Annotated in this window: 21 protein-coding genes; 7 read left to right on the top strand and 14 right to left on the bottom strand. The window is 68.0% G+C overall.

From position 1 onward, the window contains the following. The first annotated feature begins 80 nt into the window (after positions 1–80). The 3 genes from HZY97_RS21010 to HZY97_RS15610 all read left to right on the top strand — a co-directional run bounded on the left by HZY97_RS21010 (position 81) and on the right by HZY97_RS15610 (position 4,187). Positions 81–209, top strand: a complete 129-nt coding sequence (locus tag HZY97_RS21010) for a hypothetical protein (RefSeq protein WP_257215099.1) — start codon at positions 81–83, stop codon at positions 207–209. A 313-nt stretch (positions 210–522) separates the two neighbouring features. Next, positions 523–3,846, top strand: a complete 3,324-nt coding sequence (locus tag HZY97_RS15605) for a glycosyltransferase (protein ID WP_180145654.1) — start codon at positions 523–525, stop codon at positions 3,844–3,846. Beyond that, positions 3,843–4,187: a hypothetical protein gene (locus HZY97_RS15610; RefSeq protein WP_373684395.1), complete on the top strand. Its 345-nt coding sequence runs from the start codon at positions 3,843–3,845 to the stop codon at positions 4,185–4,187. The genes HZY97_RS15605 and HZY97_RS15610 overlap by 4 nt, the downstream gene beginning before the upstream one ends. Positions 4,188–4,273: 86 nt before the next feature. On the opposite strand, the gene HZY97_RS15615 is transcribed toward HZY97_RS15610, so the two are convergent. Genes HZY97_RS15615 through HZY97_RS15625 form a run of 3 tightly spaced genes read right to left on the bottom strand, consistent with a single transcriptional unit; the run spans position 4,274 to position 6,756 of the window. Further along, a complete protein-coding gene (locus HZY97_RS15615) occupies positions 4,274–5,668 on the bottom strand; it encodes an ATP-binding protein (protein WP_373684396.1) in 1,395 nt (464 codons plus the stop codon). Beyond that, positions 5,637–6,320 carry a response regulator transcription factor gene (locus HZY97_RS15620; protein WP_180145657.1) on the bottom strand — a complete coding sequence of 228 codons (684 nt, stop codon included), beginning with the start codon at positions 6,318–6,320 and terminating at the stop codon, positions 5,637–5,639. The genes HZY97_RS15615 and HZY97_RS15620 overlap by 32 nt, the downstream gene beginning before the upstream one ends. Next, positions 6,289–6,756 (bottom strand): PDZ domain-containing protein, encoded by a 468-nt coding sequence (locus HZY97_RS15625; RefSeq protein ID WP_180145660.1) that lies wholly within the window; start codon positions 6,754–6,756, stop codon positions 6,289–6,291. The genes HZY97_RS15620 and HZY97_RS15625 overlap by 32 nt, the downstream gene beginning before the upstream one ends. A 118-nt stretch (positions 6,757–6,874) precedes the next feature. Between HZY97_RS15625 and HZY97_RS15630 the strand changes: the two genes are divergently transcribed. From HZY97_RS15630 to mprF, 3 genes are all read left to right on the top strand, one after another. After that, complete coding sequence (locus HZY97_RS15630; protein WP_180145661.1) at positions 6,875–7,606, top strand: AcvB/VirJ family lysyl-phosphatidylglycerol hydrolase; 732 nt, start codon at positions 6,875–6,877, stop codon at positions 7,604–7,606. A gap of 73 nt (positions 7,607–7,679) precedes the next feature. Beyond that, a complete protein-coding gene (locus tag HZY97_RS15635) occupies positions 7,680–8,108 on the top strand; it encodes a DUF2147 domain-containing protein (protein ID WP_180145664.1) in 429 nt (142 codons plus the stop codon). Beyond that, positions 8,108–10,675, top strand: a complete 2,568-nt coding sequence (gene mprF, locus HZY97_RS15640; protein WP_180145666.1) for a bifunctional lysylphosphatidylglycerol flippase/synthetase MprF — start codon at positions 8,108–8,110, stop codon at positions 10,673–10,675. Before HZY97_RS15635 ends, mprF begins: the two co-directional genes overlap by 1 nt. Positions 10,676–10,788: 113 nt before the next feature. Here mprF and HZY97_RS15645 read toward each other — a convergent pair whose 3' ends face one another. The 6 genes from HZY97_RS15645 to HZY97_RS15670 form a co-directional block, all read right to left on the bottom strand. Continuing rightward, complete coding sequence (locus HZY97_RS15645; protein WP_180145669.1) at positions 10,789–11,937, bottom strand: glycosyltransferase family 2 protein; 1,149 nt, start codon at positions 11,935–11,937, stop codon at positions 10,789–10,791. Positions 11,938–12,140: 203 nt separating this feature from the next. Continuing rightward, a complete protein-coding gene (locus HZY97_RS15650) occupies positions 12,141–14,525 on the bottom strand; it encodes a TonB-dependent receptor domain-containing protein (protein ID WP_180145671.1) in 2,385 nt (794 codons plus the stop codon). Continuing rightward, a complete protein-coding gene (locus tag HZY97_RS15655; RefSeq protein ID WP_180145673.1) occupies positions 14,512–15,447 on the bottom strand; it encodes a FecR domain-containing protein in 936 nt (311 codons plus the stop codon). The genes HZY97_RS15650 and HZY97_RS15655 overlap by 14 nt, the downstream gene beginning before the upstream one ends. A gap of 33 nt (positions 15,448–15,480) precedes the next feature. Beyond that, complete coding sequence (locus tag HZY97_RS15660; RefSeq protein ID WP_180145677.1) at positions 15,481–15,996, bottom strand: RNA polymerase sigma factor; 516 nt, start codon at positions 15,994–15,996, stop codon at positions 15,481–15,483. 79 nt (positions 15,997–16,075) lie between these two features. Further along, positions 16,076–17,668, bottom strand: a complete 1,593-nt coding sequence (locus HZY97_RS15665; protein ID WP_180145680.1) for a glycosyltransferase family 39 protein — start codon at positions 17,666–17,668, stop codon at positions 16,076–16,078. 104 nt (positions 17,669–17,772) lie between these two features. Further along, positions 17,773–18,183, bottom strand: a complete 411-nt coding sequence (locus tag HZY97_RS15670) for a hypothetical protein (protein WP_180145683.1) — start codon at positions 18,181–18,183, stop codon at positions 17,773–17,775. Between the two features lie 190 nt (positions 18,184–18,373). On the opposite strand from HZY97_RS15670, the gene HZY97_RS15675 reads away from it, so the two are divergent. Then, positions 18,374–19,081, top strand: a complete 708-nt coding sequence (locus HZY97_RS15675) for an imm11 family protein (RefSeq protein WP_180145685.1) — start codon at positions 18,374–18,376, stop codon at positions 19,079–19,081. 22 nt (positions 19,082–19,103) lie between these two features. Here HZY97_RS15675 and HZY97_RS15680 read toward each other — a convergent pair whose 3' ends face one another. From HZY97_RS15680 to cyoC, 5 genes are read right to left on the bottom strand one after another with little or no spacing between them, the layout of a single operon-like run. Further along, complete coding sequence (locus HZY97_RS15680; protein WP_180145687.1) at positions 19,104–19,637, bottom strand: response regulator transcription factor; 534 nt, start codon at positions 19,635–19,637, stop codon at positions 19,104–19,106. Further along, positions 19,634–20,926 carry an ATP-binding protein gene (locus tag HZY97_RS15685; protein WP_180145690.1) on the bottom strand — a complete coding sequence of 431 codons (1,293 nt, stop codon included), beginning with the start codon at positions 20,924–20,926 and terminating at the stop codon, positions 19,634–19,636. Before HZY97_RS15685 ends, HZY97_RS15680 begins: the two co-directional genes overlap by 4 nt. Further along, complete coding sequence (locus HZY97_RS15690; RefSeq protein ID WP_373684397.1) at positions 20,923–21,630, bottom strand: SURF1 family protein; 708 nt, start codon at positions 21,628–21,630, stop codon at positions 20,923–20,925. The genes HZY97_RS15685 and HZY97_RS15690 overlap by 4 nt, the downstream gene beginning before the upstream one ends. Then, entirely contained in the window at positions 21,627–21,992 is a 366-nt protein-coding gene (cyoD, locus tag HZY97_RS15695; protein ID WP_180145693.1) for a cytochrome o ubiquinol oxidase subunit IV, read from the bottom strand. The genes HZY97_RS15690 and cyoD overlap by 4 nt, the downstream gene beginning before the upstream one ends. Beyond that, complete coding sequence (cyoC, locus tag HZY97_RS15700) at positions 21,989–22,618, bottom strand: cytochrome o ubiquinol oxidase subunit III (protein WP_180145697.1); 630 nt, start codon at positions 22,616–22,618, stop codon at positions 21,989–21,991. The genes cyoD and cyoC overlap by 4 nt, the downstream gene beginning before the upstream one ends.

Genomic DNA, 22,618 nt, shown 5'->3' on the forward strand with positions numbered 1-22,618 from the left:
CGGCCAGCGCCGCGACACCTTGCAAAGGCTATTCCCTGTCTCACGGTCGCCGAAGCGATCGCGAGAAGGGAGTATCCCAGATGCCCAACCGCCGCCTCACGCTCACATTGCTGGCCATCGCCACGGTGATCGCCGGTTCGGCGGCCTGGTCGACTGCGGATGCCCGCCTCGCGCACAAGCCTGCGACGACTATTTCTGCACGCAACTGACATTACCAAATCGGCATCGCCTCACGCCCTGTTGTGAAGCGACGCCGAGGGTGCGGGTCTCCCTCTTTTAGCCCGCACCCACCCATGCAGCGGCCGGCGCGTTCCCCCCTTGCGCGCCGGCCGTTTGCTTGTCCGGCACCCGGACATGACAGGATTTTAATCTGGCGGGCAGGTCCGGGAAGGGCTGGCCCCGCTAGCTAGACAGGGTCGGCCCTGATCAGCGTTCACGGGCCGGCAAACCAGCGGCGTCCGGCCCCTCCGCACTCCTCGGGCCGGGCGCCGCACCCATTTTCGACATCACAGGGCAATGGCGATGGAACGTCCGATCTTCTTCGACGCGAGCGGAAAGCGTAACCGCTGGACGATGCGGGCCTTCTTCCTGCTGCTGCTCGGCGTCGTGCTCGCGGCGGGCGCCTTCGCGATGACGCTGGTGCGCGTCCCCACCCCCGGCCCGCTCGCCATGTCGATGGAGCATCCCCAGCCGCGCTCGCTGAAACAGCAGGCCAACCATCTGCGCCACAGCTTCGCCTCATGGCTCCCGCGCGGCAAGGCGCACGCCTCGAGCGCCCCGCTGGCGGTGGGCTTCTATGTGCCCTGGGACGATGCCAGCCGCGCATCGCTGCGCCGCCACGTCAATGATCTCGATTGGGTCGTGCCGTCGCTCTACACCGTCACCGGCCCGCAGCACCGCGTCGCGGTCGCGCCCGATGTCCCGTTCGACGCGATCATCGCCGGTGCCACCAGGCGCCCCAAGGTGCTGCCGATGGTGCAGAACGCCACCGGCGACAATTGGGACAGCGCCGGCGCCGCCGCGCTCCTCCACGACCCCAAGGCGCGTGCCGCGTTCCTCGACGACCTTCAGCGCACCCTCGTCGCCCGCAAGGCCGATGGCGCCGTCTTCGACTTCGAGGAGCTGCCGACCGCCTCGCAGCACGACTATCTCGCTTTGCTGCGCGACGCCCACACCCGCTTCGCCGCCGCAAAGCTGAGCATCGCCGTCACCGTGCCGGCACAGGACGACGACTGGAACATGAAGGCTTATGCCGCCGTGTCCGACCGGGTGATCCTGATGGACTATGACGAGCACGCCCCCGCCACCGGCGCGGGCCCGATTGCCAGCCAGGCCTGGTTCGTCAACCAGATGAACGCCGCGCTCAAGCAGGTGCCCGCCGACAAGCTGATCGTCGGCATCGCCAACTATGGCTATAACTGGACCGCCCCCGGCAAGGCCGATCCGATCTCGATCGAAGAAGCCTGGCTGATCGCGCATGACAGCGACGCGACGATCACCTTTGACCGGACGAGCGGCAACCAGAGCTTCGCCTATGAAGAGAATGGCACCGAGCACACCGTGTGGCTGGCCGATGCCACCACTGCCTGGAACCAGCTGCGCGCGGCGAACCTGCGCGGCGTCGGCGGCGTCGCGCTGTGGCGCCTCGGCTCGGAGGATTCCAATTTCTGGCCGGCGCTCGCCGCCGCGCATTCGGGCAAGATCCCCGATCTGCGCCGCATCGAAGCGGTGGGCGATGTCGATGTCGAAGGATCGGGCGAGATCCTGCGCATCACCAGCACGCCGAGCGTCGGCGCGCGCACGATCCTCCAGAACCCCAACGGGCTGATCGTCGACGAGCAGTTCCAGTCGCTGCCCACCCCCTATGTCGTCACCCGCACGGGCTATATGCCCGGCAAGGTCGCGCTGACCTTCGACGACGGCCCCGATGCCGACTGGACGCCCAAGATCCTCGACATCCTCAAGGCCAAGAAGGTCACCGGCACCTTCTTCATGATCGGCGAGAATGCGATGGAGGAGCCCTTCCTCGTCCGCCGCGTCGTCGAGGAAGGCAATGAGATCGGCAGCCACACCTTCACCCACCCGAACCTCGCGCTCGCCTCGGCGCGCGGCACAAGGATCGAGCTCAACGCGACCCAACGCCTGCTGGAAGCCTATACCGGCCGCTCGGTCCGCCTGTTCCGCGCACCCTATTTCGGCGACGCCGAGCCGACGACCGCGGACGAACTGATCCCCGCCCTCACCGCGCAGCGCGCCGGCTACACCAATGTCGGGCTGCATGTGGACCCGAACGACTGGCAGCGCCCGGGCGTCGATGCGATCGTCGATACCACGCTGCGCGAGGTCGAGGCCGGCGACTATAACCAGTCGGGCCAGGTCATCCTGCTCCATGACGGCGGCGGCGATCGCTCGCAGACGATCGCGGCACTGCCCAGGATCATCGATGCCCTGCGCGCCAGGGGCTATCAGTTCGTCCCCGTCTCGCAGCTCGCCGGCCTGTCCCGCGACCAGGTGATGCCCGAAGTGCAGGGCGCAGACTTGGCGGCCGTGCGGACCGATGTCGGCATCTTCCTGATCTTCGCGATGATCGGCTTCGCGCTGAAGTGGCTGTTCTTCGCCGCGATCGCGCTGGGCATCGCGCGTGCCCTCGTCCTCGCCGCGCTGGCGGTGAACGGCAACCGCCGCAAGAACCGGCCGGTCGCGCCCGAGATCGATCCCGGCCGCTTCGTCTCGGTGCTGATCCCGGCCTATAACGAGGTCAAGGTGATCGAGAATTCGATCCGCCGCGTGCTCGCCAGCGAGCAGGTCAATGTCGAGGTGATCGTGCTCGACGACGGCTCGAAGGACGGCACCAGCGACGTCGTGCGCGCTGCCTTTGCGAAAGACCCGCGCGTCCAGCTGCTCACGCTGGAAAATGGCGGCAAGGCGCGGGCGCTCAACAAGGGGCTGGAGATCGCGCGCGGCGACATCGTCATCGCGCTCGATGCCGATACGCAGTTCGAGCCGCTGACCATCGCCCGCCTCGCCCGCTGGTTCGAGGACGAGGAGATCGGCGCGATCGCCGGCAATGCCAAGGTCGGCAACCGGGTCAACCTCGTCACGCGCTGGCAGTCGGTCGAGTATGTCACCTCGCAGAATCTCGAACGCCGCGCGCTCGACAGCCTCGATGCGATCATGGTCGTCCCCGGTGCGGTCGGTGCGTGGCGCAAGGCGGCGCTCGACGAGGTCGGCGGCTATCCGGTCGACACGCTGGCCGAGGACCAGGACCTGACGATCGCGATCCAGCGCAAGGGCTGGCGCGTCGGCTATGACATCGACGCCGTCGCCTGGACCGAGGCGCCCGAGAGCTTCGGCGCGCTCGCCAAGCAGCGCTTCCGCTGGGCGTTCGGTACGCTGCAATGCCTGTGGAAGCACCGCGCGATCCTCAGCACCCGTAAGCCCGCCGGGCTGGCGCTGGTCGGCATTCCGCAGGCCTGGGTGTTCCAGATCGCCTTCGCGCTGATCTCGCCGCTGATCGACGCGGCGCTGCTGATCTCGATCGTCGGCACCGCGCTGCGCGTCTACCAGCATGGCTGGGCGCAGACGCAGAGCGATGTGATCCGGATGGCGATCTACTGGGTGTCGTTCATGGCGATCGACTATCTGTGCGGCTGGGTCGCGTACCGGATGGAGAAGCGCGAGACGCATTATCCGGGGCTGCTGCTGCTCGCCCAGCGCTTTGTCTATCGCCAGCTGATGTACTGGGTGGTGATCCGCGCTGTCGCCAACGCGCTGCGCGGGCCGTGGGTCGGCTGGGGCAAGCTCGAGCGCAGCGGCCGGGTCGAGGCACAGGCAGCCGCCGCGTGAAGGGGCCGCCGCAGGAGCATCACAGCCAGTACACGCTCGACGAGCGCGCCTGCCGAATGATCTGCCCGATCGCTGCGGCGATGGTCGGCGTATGCCTCACCGCGATCGGAATATTGCGTGTGGTGATCGCGATGCGGAAGGCGAACACGCTGGCCGACGACATGCTCGCGCTGGATTCGGTGCTGTTCCTGATTGCGACGCTGACGAGCTATTTCGCGCTGCGCAACGGCCCGTCGAAACGGCTCCATTCGCTGGAGCGCGTGGCGGACGTGACCTTCATCGCGGCGATGTCGCTGATGACGCTGGTCGCGCTGGTGCTGACCTACGCGCTGGCGATCTAACGCCCTCTCCCCTTTTGGGGAGAGGGTCGGGGAGAGGGGCATGAAGGACTGCTCATGCCCCTCTCCCGCAAAGCGGCAGTGGGATTTTAGAACCGGATCACCGCCCGCAACCCCGGCTCGGCATCCTCCAGCACGAAGCTCCCTTGGTGCAGCCGCGCCACCGCCTCGACCAGCGAGAGCCCCAGTCCCGATCCGGTGATGTGCCGCGCGGGATCGAGCCGGCCGAACCGCCGCATCGCTTCCTCGCGCCGCTCCTCCGGAATGCCCGGGCCATCGTCCGCCACCGACAGCGCGATCCCGCCCGCCTCGCGCGCGGCCCGCACAGTGATATGCCCGCCGCCCTCGGCATATTTGGTCGCATTCTCGATCAGATTGCCCAGCGCCTGGCCGATCAGTTCGCGGTGCAGCGCCACATGCAGGCCGGGCTCGGCCTCGACCGCGATCTCGAAGCCGCGATCCTCGGCCAGCGGGCCATAGACTTCGCCCAGGTCCTCGAGCAGCGCGGCGACATCGGTGTCGACGAAGCGGTCGCGCCCGATTCCCGCCTCGGCCCGGCTGATCAGCAACGCCGTGGAGAGCATGCCGAGCAGCGTCTCCGCCTCGTTCGACACGCGCTCCAGCGCCGCCAGCGCGGTCTCGTCGTCGGTCTCGATGATCGCGCGCTCCAACGTGACCTTGATCCGGGTGACCGGCGAGCGGAGATCATGCGCCAGCCCGTCGGTCATCATCCGCAGCTGCGAGACCAGCGCCTCGATCCGGTCGAGCATCGCGTTGACCGACTGGCCAAGCGCATCAAAGGCATCGCCGCTGCCGTCGGTGGCGACGCGGCGCCCGAGCCGCCCCTCCCCCACGTCGCGCGCGGTGGTCACCACGCCCTGGATCTGGTTGGAGAGCACCCGACCGATCAGCAGCGCGCTGAGCAGCGCAAAGACCACGCCGATCACCAAAGCCGCAGTGATCGCTTCTTCATTCACCCGGGCAAGGCGGAGGCTCGCGGTGATGACATGGCCGGCAAGCAGCCGCTCGCCGTTCGGCAGCGTGGTGGAAGCGACGCCCATCAGCTCGGCACGGTCGCTGCCGGTGCGGTAGAGCTCGATCGCGCGCCAATCGGTCTGCGCCGGGAGCACCGTCGGCCAATCGCCCAGATTGCCGCGGATCGGATCCTCGCCGGCGCTGGCGAGCAGGATCACCGGCGGGCTGCCATGCGCCTGCTGAAGCCGGACGTCGATGATCGTGCGCAGCGCCGCGTCACCCCCTGCATGCCAGGCGGAGACCAGATCATCGCGCAGCTCGACGACCAGCGCCTTCTGCTCGGCGGCAAGCGCGGTCTCGCTCGATTGCTGGACGAACAGCAGGATGCCGCCGGTGACGGTAAGCTGCACCAGAAAGGCGACGATCACGAATCGCGCCGTGACCGAGCGCAGGAACTGCCCCCAGCGCGGTTTCATCTCACGCAGCCGGGCCGAGCCGATAGCCGGCACCGCGGATCGTGTGGAGGATCGGCTCGCCGCCATCGTCCAGCTTCTTGCGGAGCCGGCTGATATGGACGTCGATCACATTAGTTCCGGGATCGAAATGATAGTCCCACACGCCCTCGAGCAGCATCGTGCGGGTGATCACCTGATCCGGGTGGCGCAGGAAATATTCGAGCAGGCGAAACTCGCGCGGCTGGAGATCGACGACGCGGTCGCCGCGCTTCACCCGGCGCGAGAGCAGGTCCATCTCGAGATCGGCGATTCCCAGCTTGGTGACGGCATTCTCCGCCGCTCCGCGCTTGCGCAGCAGCAGGCGGACGCGCGCGAGCAGCTCGGCAAAGGCGAACGGCTTTACGAGATAGTCATCGGCGCCCGAGGTGAGCCCGCTGATCCGGTCGTCGGGCGTGCCGAGCGCGGAGAGGATGATGACCGGGGTCTCGATCTTGGCGGCCCGAAGCGCGCCGAGCACGGCCATGCCGTCCATCCCGGGCAACATGCGATCGAGGACGATCGCGTCGTAGCTGCCATCACTGGCGAGGAACAGCCCGTCGCGGCCATTGTCGGCGCGGTCGACGGTGAACCCCTCTTCGCCCATTCCCTTGGCTATATACGCGGCGGTAGGTTCGTCATCCTCCACCAGCAGCAGCTTGTGCCCCATTGTCTCCACTCGCACTCCGCAAGAGCTTGAGATGGCGTAGCTGCTTTTGGTGCACCAAGTCGAGCGATAGTGCCGGCTGATGGTCTTCGCGCAGATAGCGGCGTGCGGAATCGAGCGAGTCCATCGGGCGGCCGTCGATCGCGACGATCGCGTCGCCCACTTCCATGCCGTCCTTCGCCGCCTCGCTGCCCGAGCGCAGGCTGGTGACGACCAGGCCGTGCGCGGCGGCATTGCCCTGCTCGGCGGTGAAGCCGGGGAACAGGGCCGCACCGCTCTGCGCGGAAAAGACGTGGTTGATTCCCGATCGCCACGCCCAGCCCAGGATCACCATGGCACTGAGCGCGAAGGACAGGACGAGCATCATCACAAAGCCGTCGGGCCCGCGCCCGATCCTGGCTCTAGTGGTGGCGCCTTCCTGGATGTCGCTGCTGGTCATTGCACGGTGGAGATGCCCGCAAGCCACGGGCAAGTCACGTTAAGCTTTGGTCATCATCCGGCAACCGCGCCGCGAACTCTGCCTGCCTAAATGAACGGGACTTCATGGGAGTTCACGCATGCGCCGCCGTCGTACGATCAGGATAACACTCGCCGCGCTGGCGCTGCTGCTTGCCGGGTTCACCGGCTTCCTGGGCTATATCGGCTATCTCGGCGGGCCGGTCTATTACGACATCGCGCCGACCCGGCCGACGCCCGCCGCAGCCAAGGGTGTGGCGGTGGTGCTCGTCTCGGGCGACATGGGCTTCAAGATCGGCATGGGGCCGCAGATCGCCCGGCGCTTCGCCGCCGACGGCATGCCCGTGGTCGGCGTCAGCTCGCTCGCCTATTTCCGGCACGAGCGCACCCCTGCGGAGATCCAGGCGCTGATCACCGACGCGGTGCGCCGCGGGCTCGCCTTCGGCCATGCCGACCGGGTGGTGCTGATCGGCCAGTCCTTCGGCGCGGACATGGTGCACGTCGGGCTGACCGGCCTCCCCGCAGACCTGCGCGCGAAAGTGAAGATGGTCGCGCTGGTGGTGCCGACCGACACCGTCTTCTACCGCGCCAGCCCCTCCGAGCTGGTCAACTGGGCCAAGCCCGATGCGATGGCGCTGCCCACCGCGCGCCGGCTCACCTGGGTGCCGGCCTTGTGCGTGCAAGGCGCCGAGGAGAAGGACAGCCTGTGCCCGATGCTCAAGCAGCATAATTTGCGCAGCGTCGCGCTGCCGGGCGGGCACAACCTCCATTACGACGCCGACGGCCTCTACCGCACGCTGCGCTGGGCAATCGCCGACATTACCAAAATTTAGGAATGCGACCACGCGCCCGACAGGCGCGCGGGGGCAAAGCGCACCACGAGAGAGCGAGTTTAGGGAGATTTCCATGCGTTTTGGCAAGATCCTGGCCGGCATCGGTCTGGGCGCGGTGCTGCTCGGCGCGGTCCAGGCCTCGGCCCAGGCCCCCGTCGCCGCCGCGACCGCCGGCGTGGTCGGCACCTGGGTCAATCCGCGCGGCACCGTGAAGGTGAAGACCGGCGCGTGCGGCGACAAGCTTTGCGGCTGGGTGGTCTGGGCCAATCCCCAGGCGCAGCAGGACGCCAGGGACAGCGGCGTCCCCAAGCTGATCGGCACCGAGCTGCTCCAGGACTATCACCCCACCGGCAACGGCAAGTGGCAGGGCCAGGTCTATGTCCCCGACATGGGCCGGACCTTCTACTCGAAGATCGAGCAGCAGGGCCCGAACAGCCTGAAGATCAGCGGGTGCATCCTGGGCGGCTGGATCTGCAAGTCGCAGGTATGGAACCGCGGCTGATGCGCCGCGCGCCCAGGGCCGCGCTGCAGATCGGCGCCGTGGTCGCGATCGTCGCGCTCGCCTTCGCGGCGCTGCACGGGCTGCTCCACGAAGTGCGCTGGCGCGACGTCCGCGCGGCCTTTCACGCGATCGGCGCGTGGCAGATCGCGGGCGCGCTCGCCATGACCGCCGCCAGCTACCTCATGCTCACCTTGTACGACGTGCTGGCACTGCGCATCGTCGGCCGGCCGCTCCCCTATCGCACCGCGGCACTGGCGTCCTTCACCAGCTACACGCTCAGCCATAATCTCGGCTTCGCGCTGCTCACCGGCGGCTCGGCGCGCTACCGCGTTTACAGCGCCGCCGGGCTCGACACCCCCGACATCGTCAAGGTCGTCGCCACCGCCAGCATGACCTTCTGGTCGGGCGTAGTGGTGATGGCCGGCACCGCGCTGGCGGTCCACCGCAGCGCCCTCGCGCTGGGCAGCGTCTCTATCTCTACCACCGCGCAGCATCTGCTCGGCACCGCGATCCTCGGCGCGACCTTTTGCGGGCTCGCGCTGCTCCGCGGCCGGCCGCGCGAGCGGAAGCTGTGGCGCTGGCATTTCCGCCTGCCCAGCATGGCCCAGGCGCTCGGCATGATCGCAACCTCCGCGATCGACCTCGCTTTGGCGAGCGCCGCGCTGCTGATCCTCGTGCCGGGCGCCGGCCTCAACGCCTTCCCTGCCTTCTTCCTCGGCTATGCACTGGCGATCATCGCCGCGCTGGTGACGCACGTCCCCGGCGGCGTTGGCGTGTTCGAGGCGGTGATGCTGGCGGTGCTCCCCAGTGCCGACCCCTCGCACATCCTTGCGGCGCTGATCCTCTACCGGCTGATCTATTACGTGCTGCCGCTGCTCGTCGCCGGCGCGCTGCTCGCGGTGCATGAGCGCCGCCACCTCAAGAAGCCGATCGCCGCGCTTCGTGCCGCCGGGCTGGCGATGCACGGACTCGCGCCGACCTTCCTCGCCGCACTCGTCTTTGTCGGCGGGATCGTGCTGCTCGTCTCGGGCTCGCTCCCGGCAATCCCCGCGCGCCTCAAGGTGCTCCACGCCTTCGTGCCCCTCCCCTTTGTCGAGGCATCACACATCGCCGCCAGCCTCGCCGGCACCGCGCTGCTGCTCATCGCGCCCGCGCTCTACCGCCGCCTCGACGCCGCCTTCCACCTCTGCCGCACGCTGCTGCTCGCGGCGGCCTTGTTCTCGCTGCTCAAGGGCGTCGATTATGAGGAAGCCGCGATCCTGCTGATCATCGCCGGCCTGCTCCAGCTCTCGCGCACCGCCTTCTATCGCAAGACCGCGCTGACCAGCGCGCTGTCGCCCCGCGCGCTGCTCTCGGTCGCAGTCGCCGTCGCGCTCGCCGCCTGGATCGGCTTCTTCGCCTTCAAGCATGTGCCCTATCAGGACGATCTCTGGTGGGAATTCGCCTGGCGCGGCGACGCCTCGCGCTTCCTGCGCGCAAGCTTCGCCACCGCTGTGGCGCTGACCTGCGTCGCGGTAACCCAGTGGTTCGGCTATGCCCAGCCGAAGCGCGAGGCGCACGAGTCGGACACCGACATGCCGCGCACCGCGCTCGCTTATGCCAACCGCACCGATGCGATGCTCGCTTATACCGGCGACAAGCGCTTCCTGCGTTCGCCGAGCGGCGAGACGTTGCTGATGTATCAGGTGCAGGGCCAGAGCTGGATCGTGATGGGCGATCCGGTGGGCCCGCGCGCGGAATGGGGCGACCTGCTCTGGCGGATCCGCGAAATGGCCGACGCCGCGCAGGGCCGGCTGCTGCTCTACCAGATCTCCACCGAGAGCCTGCCGATCGCGATCGATCTCGGTCTCCAGCTGGTGAAATATGGCGAGGAAGCCCGCGTCTCGCTGCCTGGCTTCACGATGGAAGGCCCCGAGAAGCGCTCGCTGCGCCATTCCGAGCGCCGCGCCGCGCGTGAGGGCGCCAGCTTCGAGATTATTCCCGCCGCGCAACTCCCCGCGATCATGGCCGAGCTGCGCGCGATCTCCGACGCCTGGCTGCGCGACAAGGGCAATAGCGAAAAGGCTTTCTCGGTCGGCCGCTTCGACCCTGCCTATATCGGCCGCTTCGATTGCGCGGTGGTGCGGCGTGGCGGCGCGATCGTCGCCTTCGCCAATGTCTGGGCGACCGAGAATCGCGAGGAGCTGTCGGTCGACCTGATGCGCCACCTTGCCGACATGCCGTACGGGACGATGGACTATCTGTTCGTCCAGCTCATGCTATGGGGCCGCGACCAGGGCTATCGCTGGTTCAACCTCGGCATGGCGCCGCTATCGGGGATCGAATCCCGCCGCCTCGCGCCGATCTGGGCGCGGATCGGGGCGTTGCTCTACCGGCATGGCGACGCATTCTACGGCTTTGAAGGGCTGCGCGCCTACAAGGACAAATTCTCGCCCGTCTGGACCGCGCGCTACATCGCCGCGCCTCCCGGGCTGGGGCTGGCACGCGGGATGATCGACCTGCAGACCCTGATCGGCGGCGGCGCACGCAGTGCCGCGCGGCGCGGGAAGTTGAAGCTGGCGGCCTGATCTTCGCGGCTACTTCTTCTGTTCCCCGGCGAAAGCCGGGGCCCAGGGCCACAAGCGATACGGCAGAGAAACTCTGGGCCCCGGCTTTCGCCGGGGAACAGCTCAGGTGCTGCTTAGTAGCGCCCCCAGACGAAGCGCGACGACAGCGCGAAATTCCACACCGCTGCCACGGCGATCCCCGCCATCGCGGCAAAGCGCCAGTCGCCATGCTGAACGTTGTGGAGGAACGCCGCGACGCCAACATTCGCCGCCGCGCCCACGCCGCAGACGAAGCAGAAGCTCGCCCAGCCGCGCAGCATCGGCGCGAAGCCCTTCAGCCGCTGCTCGCGATAGGTCAGCGCATTGTTGAGCAGGAAGTTGAAGCTCACCGCCGCGACCACCGCCGCCACCGTCGCGCCGACGAACGGCCAGTTCAGCGCACCGAACAGCGTCCCCAGCACGAGGAAATGCACCGCGGCGCCCAGCGCGCCGATGCCCGAGAACATCACGAAGCGCACCGGCACGACCTTGCCGAACATCCGGTCGTACAGCGCGATGAGATATTCCATCGCCACGACATGATCGAGCTTGCTCTCGCCCAATTCCCGCGTGCGGAACACATAGGGGAGCTCGAGGAACTTCAGCGGCCGCGGCGCCGCGGTCATGATGTCGAGCAGGATCTTGAAGCCGATCGCCGAGAGCCTGGGCACCAGGTCGCGGAGCAGCCCGGTGCGGATCATGAAGAAGCCGCTCATCGGGTCCGACAGGTCGGCCTTGAGCACCTTGCGCGAAAGGCGGGTGGCGAGCGCCGACTTGGCGACGCGGTCGCTGTCCCACTCGCCGGTCCCGCCGCCTGCGACGAAGCGCGATCCGATGATCACTTCGAGCCCGCGATCGGCATCGAACGCATCGAGCATCCGGGGCAGCAGTCGCTCGTCATGCTGCAGGTCGCCGTCGATTACCGCGACGAAGGGCGCGGCGGTGGCGCACATGCCCTCGATGCAGGCGGAGGAAAGCCCGCGCCGGCCGATCCGCTGGATCACCCGCACCCGCGGGTCGATCCGGCCCAGCGCACGCGCCGCTTCGGCGGTGCCGTCCGGGCTGTTGTCGTCGACGAAGATCGCTTCCCAATTCCGCCCGGCCAGGGCCTTGTCGAGCTTCTCGATCATCAGCGGCACATTGGCGCGCTCGTTGAAGGTCGGGATGACGACGGCAAGTTCGAGATCGGCACCAGGCGCGACGCGGGCGAAACGGGCAATCTCGCCGTCGAGGAAGAGCTTCATGCGATCCCTTTACTGGCCCCGCTGAATGTCGGCTCTGAAGACCCCGGGAGGGACGCGCCGGGGCACGGATACGCAAATGGCGCGCCCTCCCGGGGGTTCGAGGACAGGCGAGCGTGCCGGGGGACGGTCAGGCTCGCCTTGCCTCGGGGGCAATGATGAGACGGAGCCCGTGTGGCGATCCCGCAACGCTTTTTTAAAAAATTTTAGAAGCCGACTTCGAGGCCGAGCCGCAGCGTGCGCGGGCGCAGCGGCGTGATCTGATTGTTGTCGCGGATCAGCAGCGGCGATCCGAGCGCGAAACGGTTGCCGCGGGTATCGAGCAGGTTCGTGGCCGACAGGGTCAGCGCGCGGCGCCCGCGCTCGAGCCGCAGCTCCAGCCCGGTATCGACATAATCGCCCTGCGACTTGCCGAGCACCGGGCCAATGCCGAGCGTCGATTTCCCGACATAGCGCAGATAGCTGGTCGCCGAGAATTCGGTGTCGCCCCCGCCCAGCCTGGTGCGATAGGCGGCGCCCAGCCGGCCGCTGGCGTCGGCGACATTGGGCAGCCGATTGAAGTCCGAAGGCCCCTCGGCGAGCGGGAACACCGCCTGCGACGGATTGGTGACCTTCGAGCCGTTCAGATAGAGCGAGGCATCGAGGTCCAGCCCCGGCGCCGCCTTCCAGCGCGCCGCAAAGCCCAGCGAGAGCACGCGGCCGTCGCCGATATTCGCCGTGGTCGGAAAGCCGAAGCCGTCGATCAGATCGGCCTGGATGCTGGTCCACCAGGTCATCGATGCGCTGGCCGTCAGGCTCACCCCGTTACCGGTATAGCGCGTGCCCGCCTCGACCGTGGAGAGCCGGTCGCCCTGGAAGCGCTGGATCAGATCGCGGCGCACCGCGAGGCCACCGGGGCGGAAGCCCTGTTCGAACCGGCCGAACAGCGTGAGCCCCGAATAGGGCTGATAGGCGATCGCCGCAGAGGGCAGCAGACGGGTCTCGGTGCGCGCGGCCTTGGCGGCCGGGTCTTCGCGGAAGGCGAGGAAGCGGTCGGTATCCTCGGCATTGCCGGTCAGATGCGAGCGAGTGAGCCGGCCGCCGGCGGTGATCGTCACGCCGCGGATCGGCTCGATCGTGCCCTCGCCATACAGCGTCGCCTCGTCGACCGTGTTGCGCACGCCGGTGAGCGCGAAGCGGCGGCTGCCGAAGCTGCGGTTCACCCGTCCCTTGTTCTGCAACAGGCTCACGCCGATCAGCCAGCCGGTGCCGCGCGGGCCGCGCCGGGAGAGCCGGGTCTCGGTGGTGAGCATATTAACGCGGTTGACCTGCTGATAGCCGATCAGCGGCGCTGCGGGCGTCACGACCGGGAAAGCGGCATTGATGTCGCTCACCGAGGCGCCGGCGAACACCTCCGATACATATTGCTGCGCATAGGCATAGGCGGAGCTCAGCTCGAGCGTGCCCCAGCGCTTGCGCGCGACCAGCTCGCCCAGCCAGAACTCATTCTCGAACGGCTGCGCGATCGAGCTGGCGCGCGACAGGCCGTTGCCCTGCCCGTCCGAATATTGCGCGTCGTCGCCCTTGATGCTCTGGCCGACGCCGTTCAGGTCGATCGTCCAGCCATCGACGTCCCAGCGCAGCGCCGCGCGCCCGCCGGTGGTGCGCACGCTGTTGACGTCCTTCAGGTCGCGCTCGCGGTCGTCGATATAGCCGCCGTCGCGCCCGCTGAAGAGAAGCACGCGTGCGGCCAGCTCGCCTTCCTTGATCGGCAAATTGAGGATGCCGCCCACGTCCCAGCTCGGCGTGCCATGCTCGGTGATCGACCCGCCGCCCCACACCTGCCCGCCGCTCGCCCAGAAATCGGGCGCGCGCGGCACCACGCGGACGACACCGCCCAGCGATCCCGCGCCGTAGAGCGTGCCCTGCGGCCCCTCGAGCACTTCGACCCGGCCGATATCGTAGAGCTTCAGGTCGGGATCGGGCGCGCTGTAGGTGATCCGGCTGTTGCCCCAATATTGGCCGACGGTCGCCTGGGTGGGGCCGACGAAGCTCGAATCGGCGATGCCGCGAATGAACAGCTTGTTGCGCCCCGGCCCGAGATGCGTGGAGGCCAGGCTGGCGACGCGGTTGGCGATCACGTCGCTGCCCTTGCCCCCTTCGGACACCGGGATGTCGCTGCCCTCAACGATCTGGACGCCGCCCGGATAGGCCTTGAGCGGAATGTCGCGCTTGCTGCCGGTGACCAGGATCTCGGCCGGCGGCGCGTCGGGCTCTTCGGGCGGCGGCGCGGGGCGTGGCTTGGGCCGCTCGACCGGCGCGCGCTCGATCAGCCAGGTGCCGTTGGCCACGCGCCGCGCCCGCGTGCCGCTGCCCTTGAGCATCTCGGCCAGCGCGCCGTCGACGCTGTGCTTGCCCTTGACCGCGCGGACCCTGACCGCGCCCAGCCCCGGCTCGCGCAGCCCGATGCTGCTGCCGGTCTGGCGGCCAAGCGTGAAGACGGCGGCATCGAGACGCCCCGCGGGCACGGAAACGCTATGCCGCTTCTCCTGCGCAAAGGCAGGCGGGGCAGCCAGCAGCGCGAGCGGAAGGATCAGCTCAGCGCGGCGCACCGTCGATCGCGTCCAGCGTCCATCCCTTGCCTGCGCGCGTCGCCCTGGTGCCGGTGAGCGCCGCGATCCGCTCGATCACCGCGCCGGGGCCGCCCTGGGTGGAAATGGTGCCGGTGAACGGGATCGCCTCGGTCCCCTTGCCCGCGCGCACCTTGATGCCGAGGTTGCGCGACAGGTCGGCGGCGACCCGGTCGAGCGTAGCGTTGCGATAGACGAGCTGCCCCCCGCGCCACGCGCCGACATCGGCGGGCACGGTGCGCGTCAGCTGCGGCGCACCACTGGCGGGAACGCTTAGCGCATCGCCGGGCGCCAGGTGCACCGCCTGGCTGCCAGGCTGGTAGATCACCGCACCCTCAGCCACCGAGACACGCAGCCCGCTTTCGTCGCGCACCACGTTGAACACGGTGCCTGCATCCTGCAGCACCGCCCCACCGGTCTTGACGATGAACGGGTTCGCCGCATCGTGGCGGACCTCGAACAGCGCCTCGCCCTGGATCAGCTCCGCCTCGCGCTTGTCGATCAGCGCGACGCGGGTGCCGCCGTTGAGCACCATCCTCGACCCGTCGGCCAGCGCGACTTCGCGATGCTCGCCGGGAGCCGTGGCATATTCCGTCCGCGCGGCGGGGCCGCTCAGGCTCGTCCAGCCGACGACCAGCGCGAGCGCGGCGGCGACGGCACCGCCCGAAAGCCAGTAGAGCCGGCGCTGCGGCGGCGCGGCAGGCTCGAGATCCTGCACGGGCGCCTGCGCGAACAGCCCCGCCATCACCTCGTCGCTGTCGAGCGCTGCGTTATAGGCAGCCAGATGCGCCGGATCGCGCTCAAGCCAGTCGGCGAACGCGTCCCAATCGGCAAATGCCGTATCCTGCAGCCGGATCACCCAGGTTCGGGCGTCCTCTGCGATCAGTTCAGTAACCCCGTTCATGCCCACCTCTGAACAAGGACGGAGCCGATGCGCCTATTCCGCATCGAACTTCTCCCTGAGCAGGGCAAGCGCCCGATAGGCCTTTTGCAGATCCTTCTCTACCGAGCTCAAACTGACCCCCAGTTCACGCGCAATCGCTGCCTGCCCGATCCCCTCGAGCCGGTAGCGACGGAAAATCTGATCGACTCTCGGGCCCAGCGCAAGCAGCGTCGTCTCGGCCTCGCGCAGCCGCTCGCGCGCGATCAGCACCCGGTCGCCCAGCGGCTCGGGATCGCCGGCAGCAAGGTCCTGCCATTCATGCTGGCGCCGGTCGCGGCTCAGGCTGGCGCGCTGGCGGTCGCGCAGCACATTCTCGGCGGCACGGAAGAGATAGGAGACCGGATCGGCCACCGGCCGCGCCTCGGCGCCCGACAATTTCTGCCACAGATCCTGCAGCACATCCTCGGCATCGTCCCCCGCCCCGCGCGCGGCGAGGAAGCGCAGCAAACGAGGGCGCTCGTTCTCGAGCACACGTTGCAACCCGCTGGTCAGCGAGGAAGTCGAGGTCATGCGGCCGCCAAAAGCATTGTGCGCGGCTATTGCCAAGCCTTGGCTACGCGATGGCTTAATTGCGGCAGCGGAAAGGAGCCTAGCCATTCGGGCGCCGCCGATAGACGATCCGGCTGCGGCTGCCGACCGGCACTTCGAGCGCCGGCACATAGTCGCGCGCGAGCAGCGCCGTCATGTAATCGAGTGCCCTGGGATTGAGATCGGGATCGGGCCGCGTGCTCGCCACGACGAACTCGGGCTTCGCCGCCATGATGCGGCGGATCTCGGCCACCGGATCGGTACCGATCGCCTGCGACTCACGGCTGAGGCTCAAATGGCTCGGAAACGGCCACCGCGTCGGCAGGCAACTGCCGGTGAGCTGGTAGAGCGAAGGCTCGCCGTCGAACACGTACAGACAATCCCTCAGCTGGGGCCGGATGAAATCGGCCATTCGCTCGACCTGCGGCCCCCAGCCCCGGTCGCGGCGATTGTCGTTGATCAGCAGCAGCGAGAGCCCGGTGACCAGCGCCATCAGCGCCACCCCGGCGGGAATGCGCAGCCGGACATTGGCCGAGGCGAGCACCACCCCGGCCTCGGCATCACCGAACCAGGCGGCGGCGAGCACGCAGAGCGGCGCGATCAACGGCAGCGCATAATGGTCGAAATAGGTGCCGAAGATCAGCACGCCGCCAATCGCGGCAATCGCCCAGCCCTGCAGAAACCGCCGGACATCCTCCCCCACCGGCCGCGCCAGCCCGCGCCCGAGCCAGGCGGCAATCCCCAGCGGCGCCAGGCACAGCGCGATCCAGCCGAGCCGCTTGAGCGTGATGCCCACCCCGTCCGAAGTGCGATCGAGGATCGAGACGAAATTGGCCTGCACAAAGGCGTCGCCATGCCCGATCGCGGCATAATAGCCCCAGGCGGCCAGCGTCGGCAGCAGCGCCGCGGCGATCCACGCGCCGGCCATCGCGGCGAGCGCGACACGCCCCACCCCGCGCTGCCAGCCGAACCACAGCAAGGCGAGCCCGAAGAACATCCCCTCGAACAGCGCAGTGTACTTCACCTGCATCGCCACGCCGACCAGCAGCATCGCCGCCAGCCCCATGGCGAACGCCCGCCTGCCAAAGCCCGGCCGCCGGGCAATGTCGGTCATCGCCCAGACCGCCAGCGCGACGAAGAGGTTGTAGAAGACCGGCGACTGGCCGCCCTCCCCACCGAACATGCCGAGGTACAGGATATAGACCACGCCCGCCGCCGCCGCGCCGTGCGGCCCGGCCAGGTTGCGCGCGATCCGCGCGATGACGAAGCCCGTCGCCACCGCGAACAAGGTCGCCACCAGCTGATATTGCAGCACGCCCGCGCCGCCGAGCAGGCGGATCGCGGCATAGATCAGGAACAGCCCGACCGGCTTGCGATCCCAGATGTCGACATAGGGCAGCGCCCCGTGGAGCATGCGGTCGCCGGTGAGCAGGTAGAATTCGTCATCGACCTGGACGACCGGGTTGCCGAACTGCGCCGAGCGCGCCGCGATCGCGACGATCAGCAGCAGCGCGGCGAGCAATGCCGGGTTGGTCGCCCACACCCGCGTCGCCGCCGCCAGCCGCGCGGTCCAGGGCAGCGGGGCCGGCGCAACGAGGCGCAATTGCCGGAAATGCGGGGAATCGGTCCAGCTACGGGCTGGGGAACGCTGCATACTCACAAACACCCGACAGGTTATCGTCTGTCGGGACGGAGCAGCGCCGGCAATTCCGCATGGGTGCAGCGGTCAAATGCACCCGCCGGGCGATGAGCGGCGGATCAGCTCTTGGGCGGGCGCGGATAGGGCACGAAATCGCCCAGCCCCACCCAGCCGGTCGGCATGCGCAGGCCGGTGTCGTACAGCTTCACCGTATCGATGCTGCACAGCTGCGACGAATGCGTGTCGGTGACCAGCACATCGGTCCAGTCGAGCGAGCTCGCGCCGCTCTTCGGCCGGTTCACATAGATCAGGCCGTTGTTCATCTCGTAGAGGATCGCGGTCTTGTCGATGATCTTCGACGAGCGGATGTCGCGCAGATAGATGCAGTCGGTAGGCTTGCCGGCGGTGCGCCCGGCAATCGCCTTGGCGATCTCGGCCTCGCCCTTGCCATCCTGCGTGGCGGCAGTGGCGGGCATGGCAAGCGCAGCCAGCAAGGTGGCGCCGAGCAGAGCAGTCGAAATCCTGGTCATGGCACTTCCTTTCACGCCCCCGTGGGGATGACGGAGTATATAGGAAGGACCCGCATTTGGTAACAGGGGCCGGACCCGCCGGCGGCGGGGATCCGCGACGCACGCGCACCGCCGGGCAATCAAACCTTATCGCTTTTCTGCCAGGAAAGGGACGCGATGGCCGCGGCGGAGGTGCGCGATGGTTTGGGGCATGAACATCCCACCCGGTAGCAACGGGTTCTATCTGGAAGGCGCATTCGAGGGCGAGCCTCCCATCACCTCCGATGGCTGGCGCATGCGCATGGCCGATCACTATTCGAACGAAATGCCCGAAGCGCAGCAGGTGCTGTTCGAGGACGCGGATTCCTACGCCTGGCACGCCGTCAAGAAATTCAGCCTGAATAACGAGCCGCAGCGGCTCGTCGATGAGGCCGTCACGCCGATCGCCGCCCATGAAGTACCGCGATATTTCAAGACCAGGCAGGACCCGAAGAACCTCGCCGCGCTGGCGCGGTTCGCCGGCAACGTGCTGACGGTCAACGAAGCACTCAAGCAGTTCATCGAGTGGCTCGAGCCCGGCGTGCACCATTTCTTCCCGATCGAAATCCGGATGCCGCGCAACAGGGTCCATCCCGATCAACATTATATCCTCGTGATCGGCCAGCACCTCGACAGCTTTTCGCCCGCAAGGAGCGCACAGGATTCGTTCAAGGTCTGCTTGCCCGGCCTGTATTCCTATTCGGAGAATGCCCCCCAGGCGCGAAAGCTCGCCTTCCGGCGGGAGGCGTTCGGCAACGCCCATCTCTGGCGCGAACGCCATATACTCGGCTTCCTGACCTGCTTTTCAGACCGGCTGCACGCCGAGATCACCGATGCGGGGCTGCGCATTCCCAAGCAGTTTCCGATGATCGAAGTCTGACTGCGCAGGGGGCTGACCGCTCCTACCTAAGCTGCCGCTTCTCCAGCTTCCGCGCCAGCGTCCGCCGATGCATCCCCAGCCGCCGCGCGGTCTCGGAGATGTTGAAGTCGGTCTCCACCAAGGTCTGGTGGATATGCTCCCATTCCACGGTCTTGATCGAGCTTGGCCGGCTGGCGAGCGGCGCGTCGACATCGCCTTCCTCGCGGCCGAACGCAGCTTCGATGTCGTCGGTGTTCGAAGGCTTGGCGAGATAATAGGACGCGCCCAGCTTGATCGCCTCCACTGCGGTGGCGATGCTGGCGAAGCCGGTGAGCACGACGATCTTCATCGCCGCATCCGATGCGCGCAGCGTCTGGACGCAGACCAGTCCCGAGGCGCCGCCGAGCTTGAGGTCGACCACCGCATAGCCCGGCCGGAAAGTCTCGAGCAGCGCGGTCAGGTCCTCATGGCTCGCCGCCGCTTCGACTTCATAGCCGCGCCGCTCGAACGACCGGCGCAGCGTCCGGGCGAAGGACTCGTCGTCCTCGACGATCAGCAGCTTGCGGGGCTGGCTCATGCCTGTTCCTCCCCCTCCCGCGCGATCGCGTCAAGCGGCAGGCGGATGCGGACCAGCGCACCGCCCTCGGGCCGGTTCTCGGCGCTGGCGGTGCCGCCCAGCGTCCGCAGCACGTTGACGAGCAGGAACAGCCCCAGCCCCCCGCCCGGCTTGCCCTTGCTCGATCGATAGGGCTGGCCGAAGCCGCCCAGCATCTCGGGCGCGAAGCCCGGGCCGCGATCGGCGACTTCGATCACAAGGTCGTCAGCGTCCCTCAGCGACGTGATGCCGATCCAGTCGGGCGAGACCTCGGCGGCATTGTCGATGACGTTGCTCAGCACCTGGCGGAGCGCAGTGTCGGAGACGATCGCCACGTCGCGCCCGAACCGGTCCTCGAAATCAAGCGTGCCGGTCAGGCGGCTCGCGCGCCAGTCGGCGACCAGCGCATCGAGGAAGCCGCGCACCGTGGTGAACTCCGACGCCAGGCCGCGCGCCTCTCCGGCGGAGAGCAGGATGCCGCTGACGATCGTCTTGCAGCGCGCCACTTCGGCCTGCATGTCGGCGATGTCCTGCGCCATGTCCTTGTCGGCGGCGAGGCGCGGCATGCGCTGCCAGTCGCCGAGGATCACCGAGAGCGAGGAAAGCGGCGTGCCCAGCTCATGCGCCGCGCCCGAGGCGAGCAGGCCCATGCGGACGATATGGTCCTCCTCCGCCGCGCGCTGGCGCACTTCGGCGAGCGCGGCGTCGCCGTCGCGCAGATTACGGGCGATGCGGGTGATCAGCGTGACGAGCAGCACTGCGATCAGCGCGAGGCAGATCAGGCTCCCGCCGAGATAGAGGCGGAACGGGTCGCGCAGCCCCGGCGGCAGGTCGAGCGGCACCGGGCTGACCGCGATGGCGAAGATCGCCGCCCCCACCGCGCCGACGATCGCCCAGCTCGACCAGGGCTGGAGCAGCATCGCGCCGGTGACGACCTGAAGCAGGAACAGCGAGGCGAAGGGATTGGCGAGCCCGCCGGTGAAGTGGAGCTGCCAGGCGAGCGCGGCCACATCGACCAGCATCGCGACGGTGAGCTCCCAATTGGTGATCTCGCTGCGCCGGTCGAGCAGCGGATAGGTGCCCAGGTTGATGCCGGCGAGCACCAAAGGCGCCATGAACAGCGGCACCAGCGGCAGGTGCACGCCCATCACGAAATGGACGAAGCCGATCGTGGCGAGCTGGCCGCCCACGGCGATCCAGCGCAGCTGGACGAGCAGCCACATGTTGCGCCGGCCGGGGTCGGTGTCCTCCAGCCCCCCGGCGAAGATCATGCAGTCGCCTCGCGCCGCCGCGTGACGAACCACGCCGCCCACAGCGCCATCGCGGCGAGGCCGAACCAGGTGAGCGCATAGACCATGTGGCTGTCAGGGAAGTTGACCACGGTCAGCCCGCCCACCGGATAGCCGCCCGGGTTGGGCGTGGCGTCCGCATCGATGAAATAAGGCGCGACATTGCTGAGCCCATGGCTCCCGGCGATAGCCGCGACGTCGCGCGAATACCAGCGATTGCCCTGCGGATCGTTGCTGCGCAGGAACCCGCCCTTGGGTTCGGTGACGCGCAGCAGCCCGGTGACCTGGGCCTGGTCGGGGCCTGCGGGAACGCGCGCGCGCATCGCGTCGGGGATGAAGCCGCGGTTGATCAGCAAGGTGAAGTCCCGCGTCTCGAGCGGGGTCATCACCCAATAGCCCGATCCGCGCTCAGTCACGGCCTTGACCAGCGTGACGCTGTCGTTGCGGAAATGGCCGATCGCGGTGACACGGCGATAGGCGTCGTTCTCTGCTGTGATCGCGCCCCAGGCCTCGGGCCCGGGCGCGGCGACCGGCGCGGCGTGGATGCGGGCCTCCACCGCCGCGATCAGCGCGTGCTTCCATTCGCGCCGCTCGAGCTGCCAGATGCCAAGCGCCGCCAGCAGCGCCGCGCAGACGAGCATCGCCGCGGCGACACCCCAGCCCGCGCGGCGGCGGCCTTTTGTCACGGAAGCTGGCTCGGGTCGTGCAGCGGCATCATATTGGCGTTGAGGTGGTACATCACCCACAGCGAGCCCGAGAGCATGATCCCCACGACGATGATCGTGAACAGCAGTGCGGTCATCGTCCAGCCACCCTCGGCCTTGGGCTTGAGGTGGAGGAAATAGATCATGTGGACGATGATCTGCACCACCGCGAACGCCATGATCGCCGCCGCAGTGGCCGCGTTCGACAGCGGCCGCGTCATCACCAGCCAGAACGGGATCGCAGTGAGGATCACCGAAAGCACGAAGCCGATGACGTAATCGCGCATCGAACCGTGCGGCACTTCGACCTCGTGCGCCCCATGCGCGTGCGGATCGTGGCTCATCGCAGCATTCCCATCAGATAGACAAAGGTGAAGACGCCGATCCAGATGACGTCGAGGAAGTGCCAGAACAGGCTCAGGCAGGCCAGGCGGCGCTTGTTCGCTGCGGTCAGGCCGAAGCGGCCGACCTGGACCATCAGCGTCACCAGCCAGATCGAGCCGAAGGTGACGTGCAGCCCGTGCGTGCCGACCAGCGTGAAGAAGCTCGACAGGAAGGCGCTGCGCCACGGGCCGGCGCCCTCATGGATCAGATGGTTGAACTCATAGAGCTCGATCCCGAGGAAGCAGGCGCCGAAGAACAAGGTCACCGCAAGCCAGAGCAAGGTCTGCGCCTTGTTCTCGCGCTGGATCGCCAGCATCGCGAAGCCATAGGTGATCGACGAGAACAGCAGCATCGCCGTGTTCAGCGCGACCAGCGGCAGGTCGAACAGCTCCTTCGGGCCGGGGCCGGCCGCGAAGTTTCCGCCGAGCACCGCATAGCAGGCGAACAGGATCGCGAAGATGAGGCAGTCGCTCATCAGGTAGATCCAGAAGCCCAGCATCGTGCTGTAGCCTTCAGGATGCGGATGCTCGTCCAGTTCGTAGAAGCGGACCGGTTCGTCCGCGGCGGGGATCGTCGTGGTGCTCAT

This window comes from Sphingomonas sp. R-74633 (assembly GCF_013416555.1).
Classification (GTDB): domain Bacteria; phylum Pseudomonadota; class Alphaproteobacteria; order Sphingomonadales; family Sphingomonadaceae; genus Sphingomonas.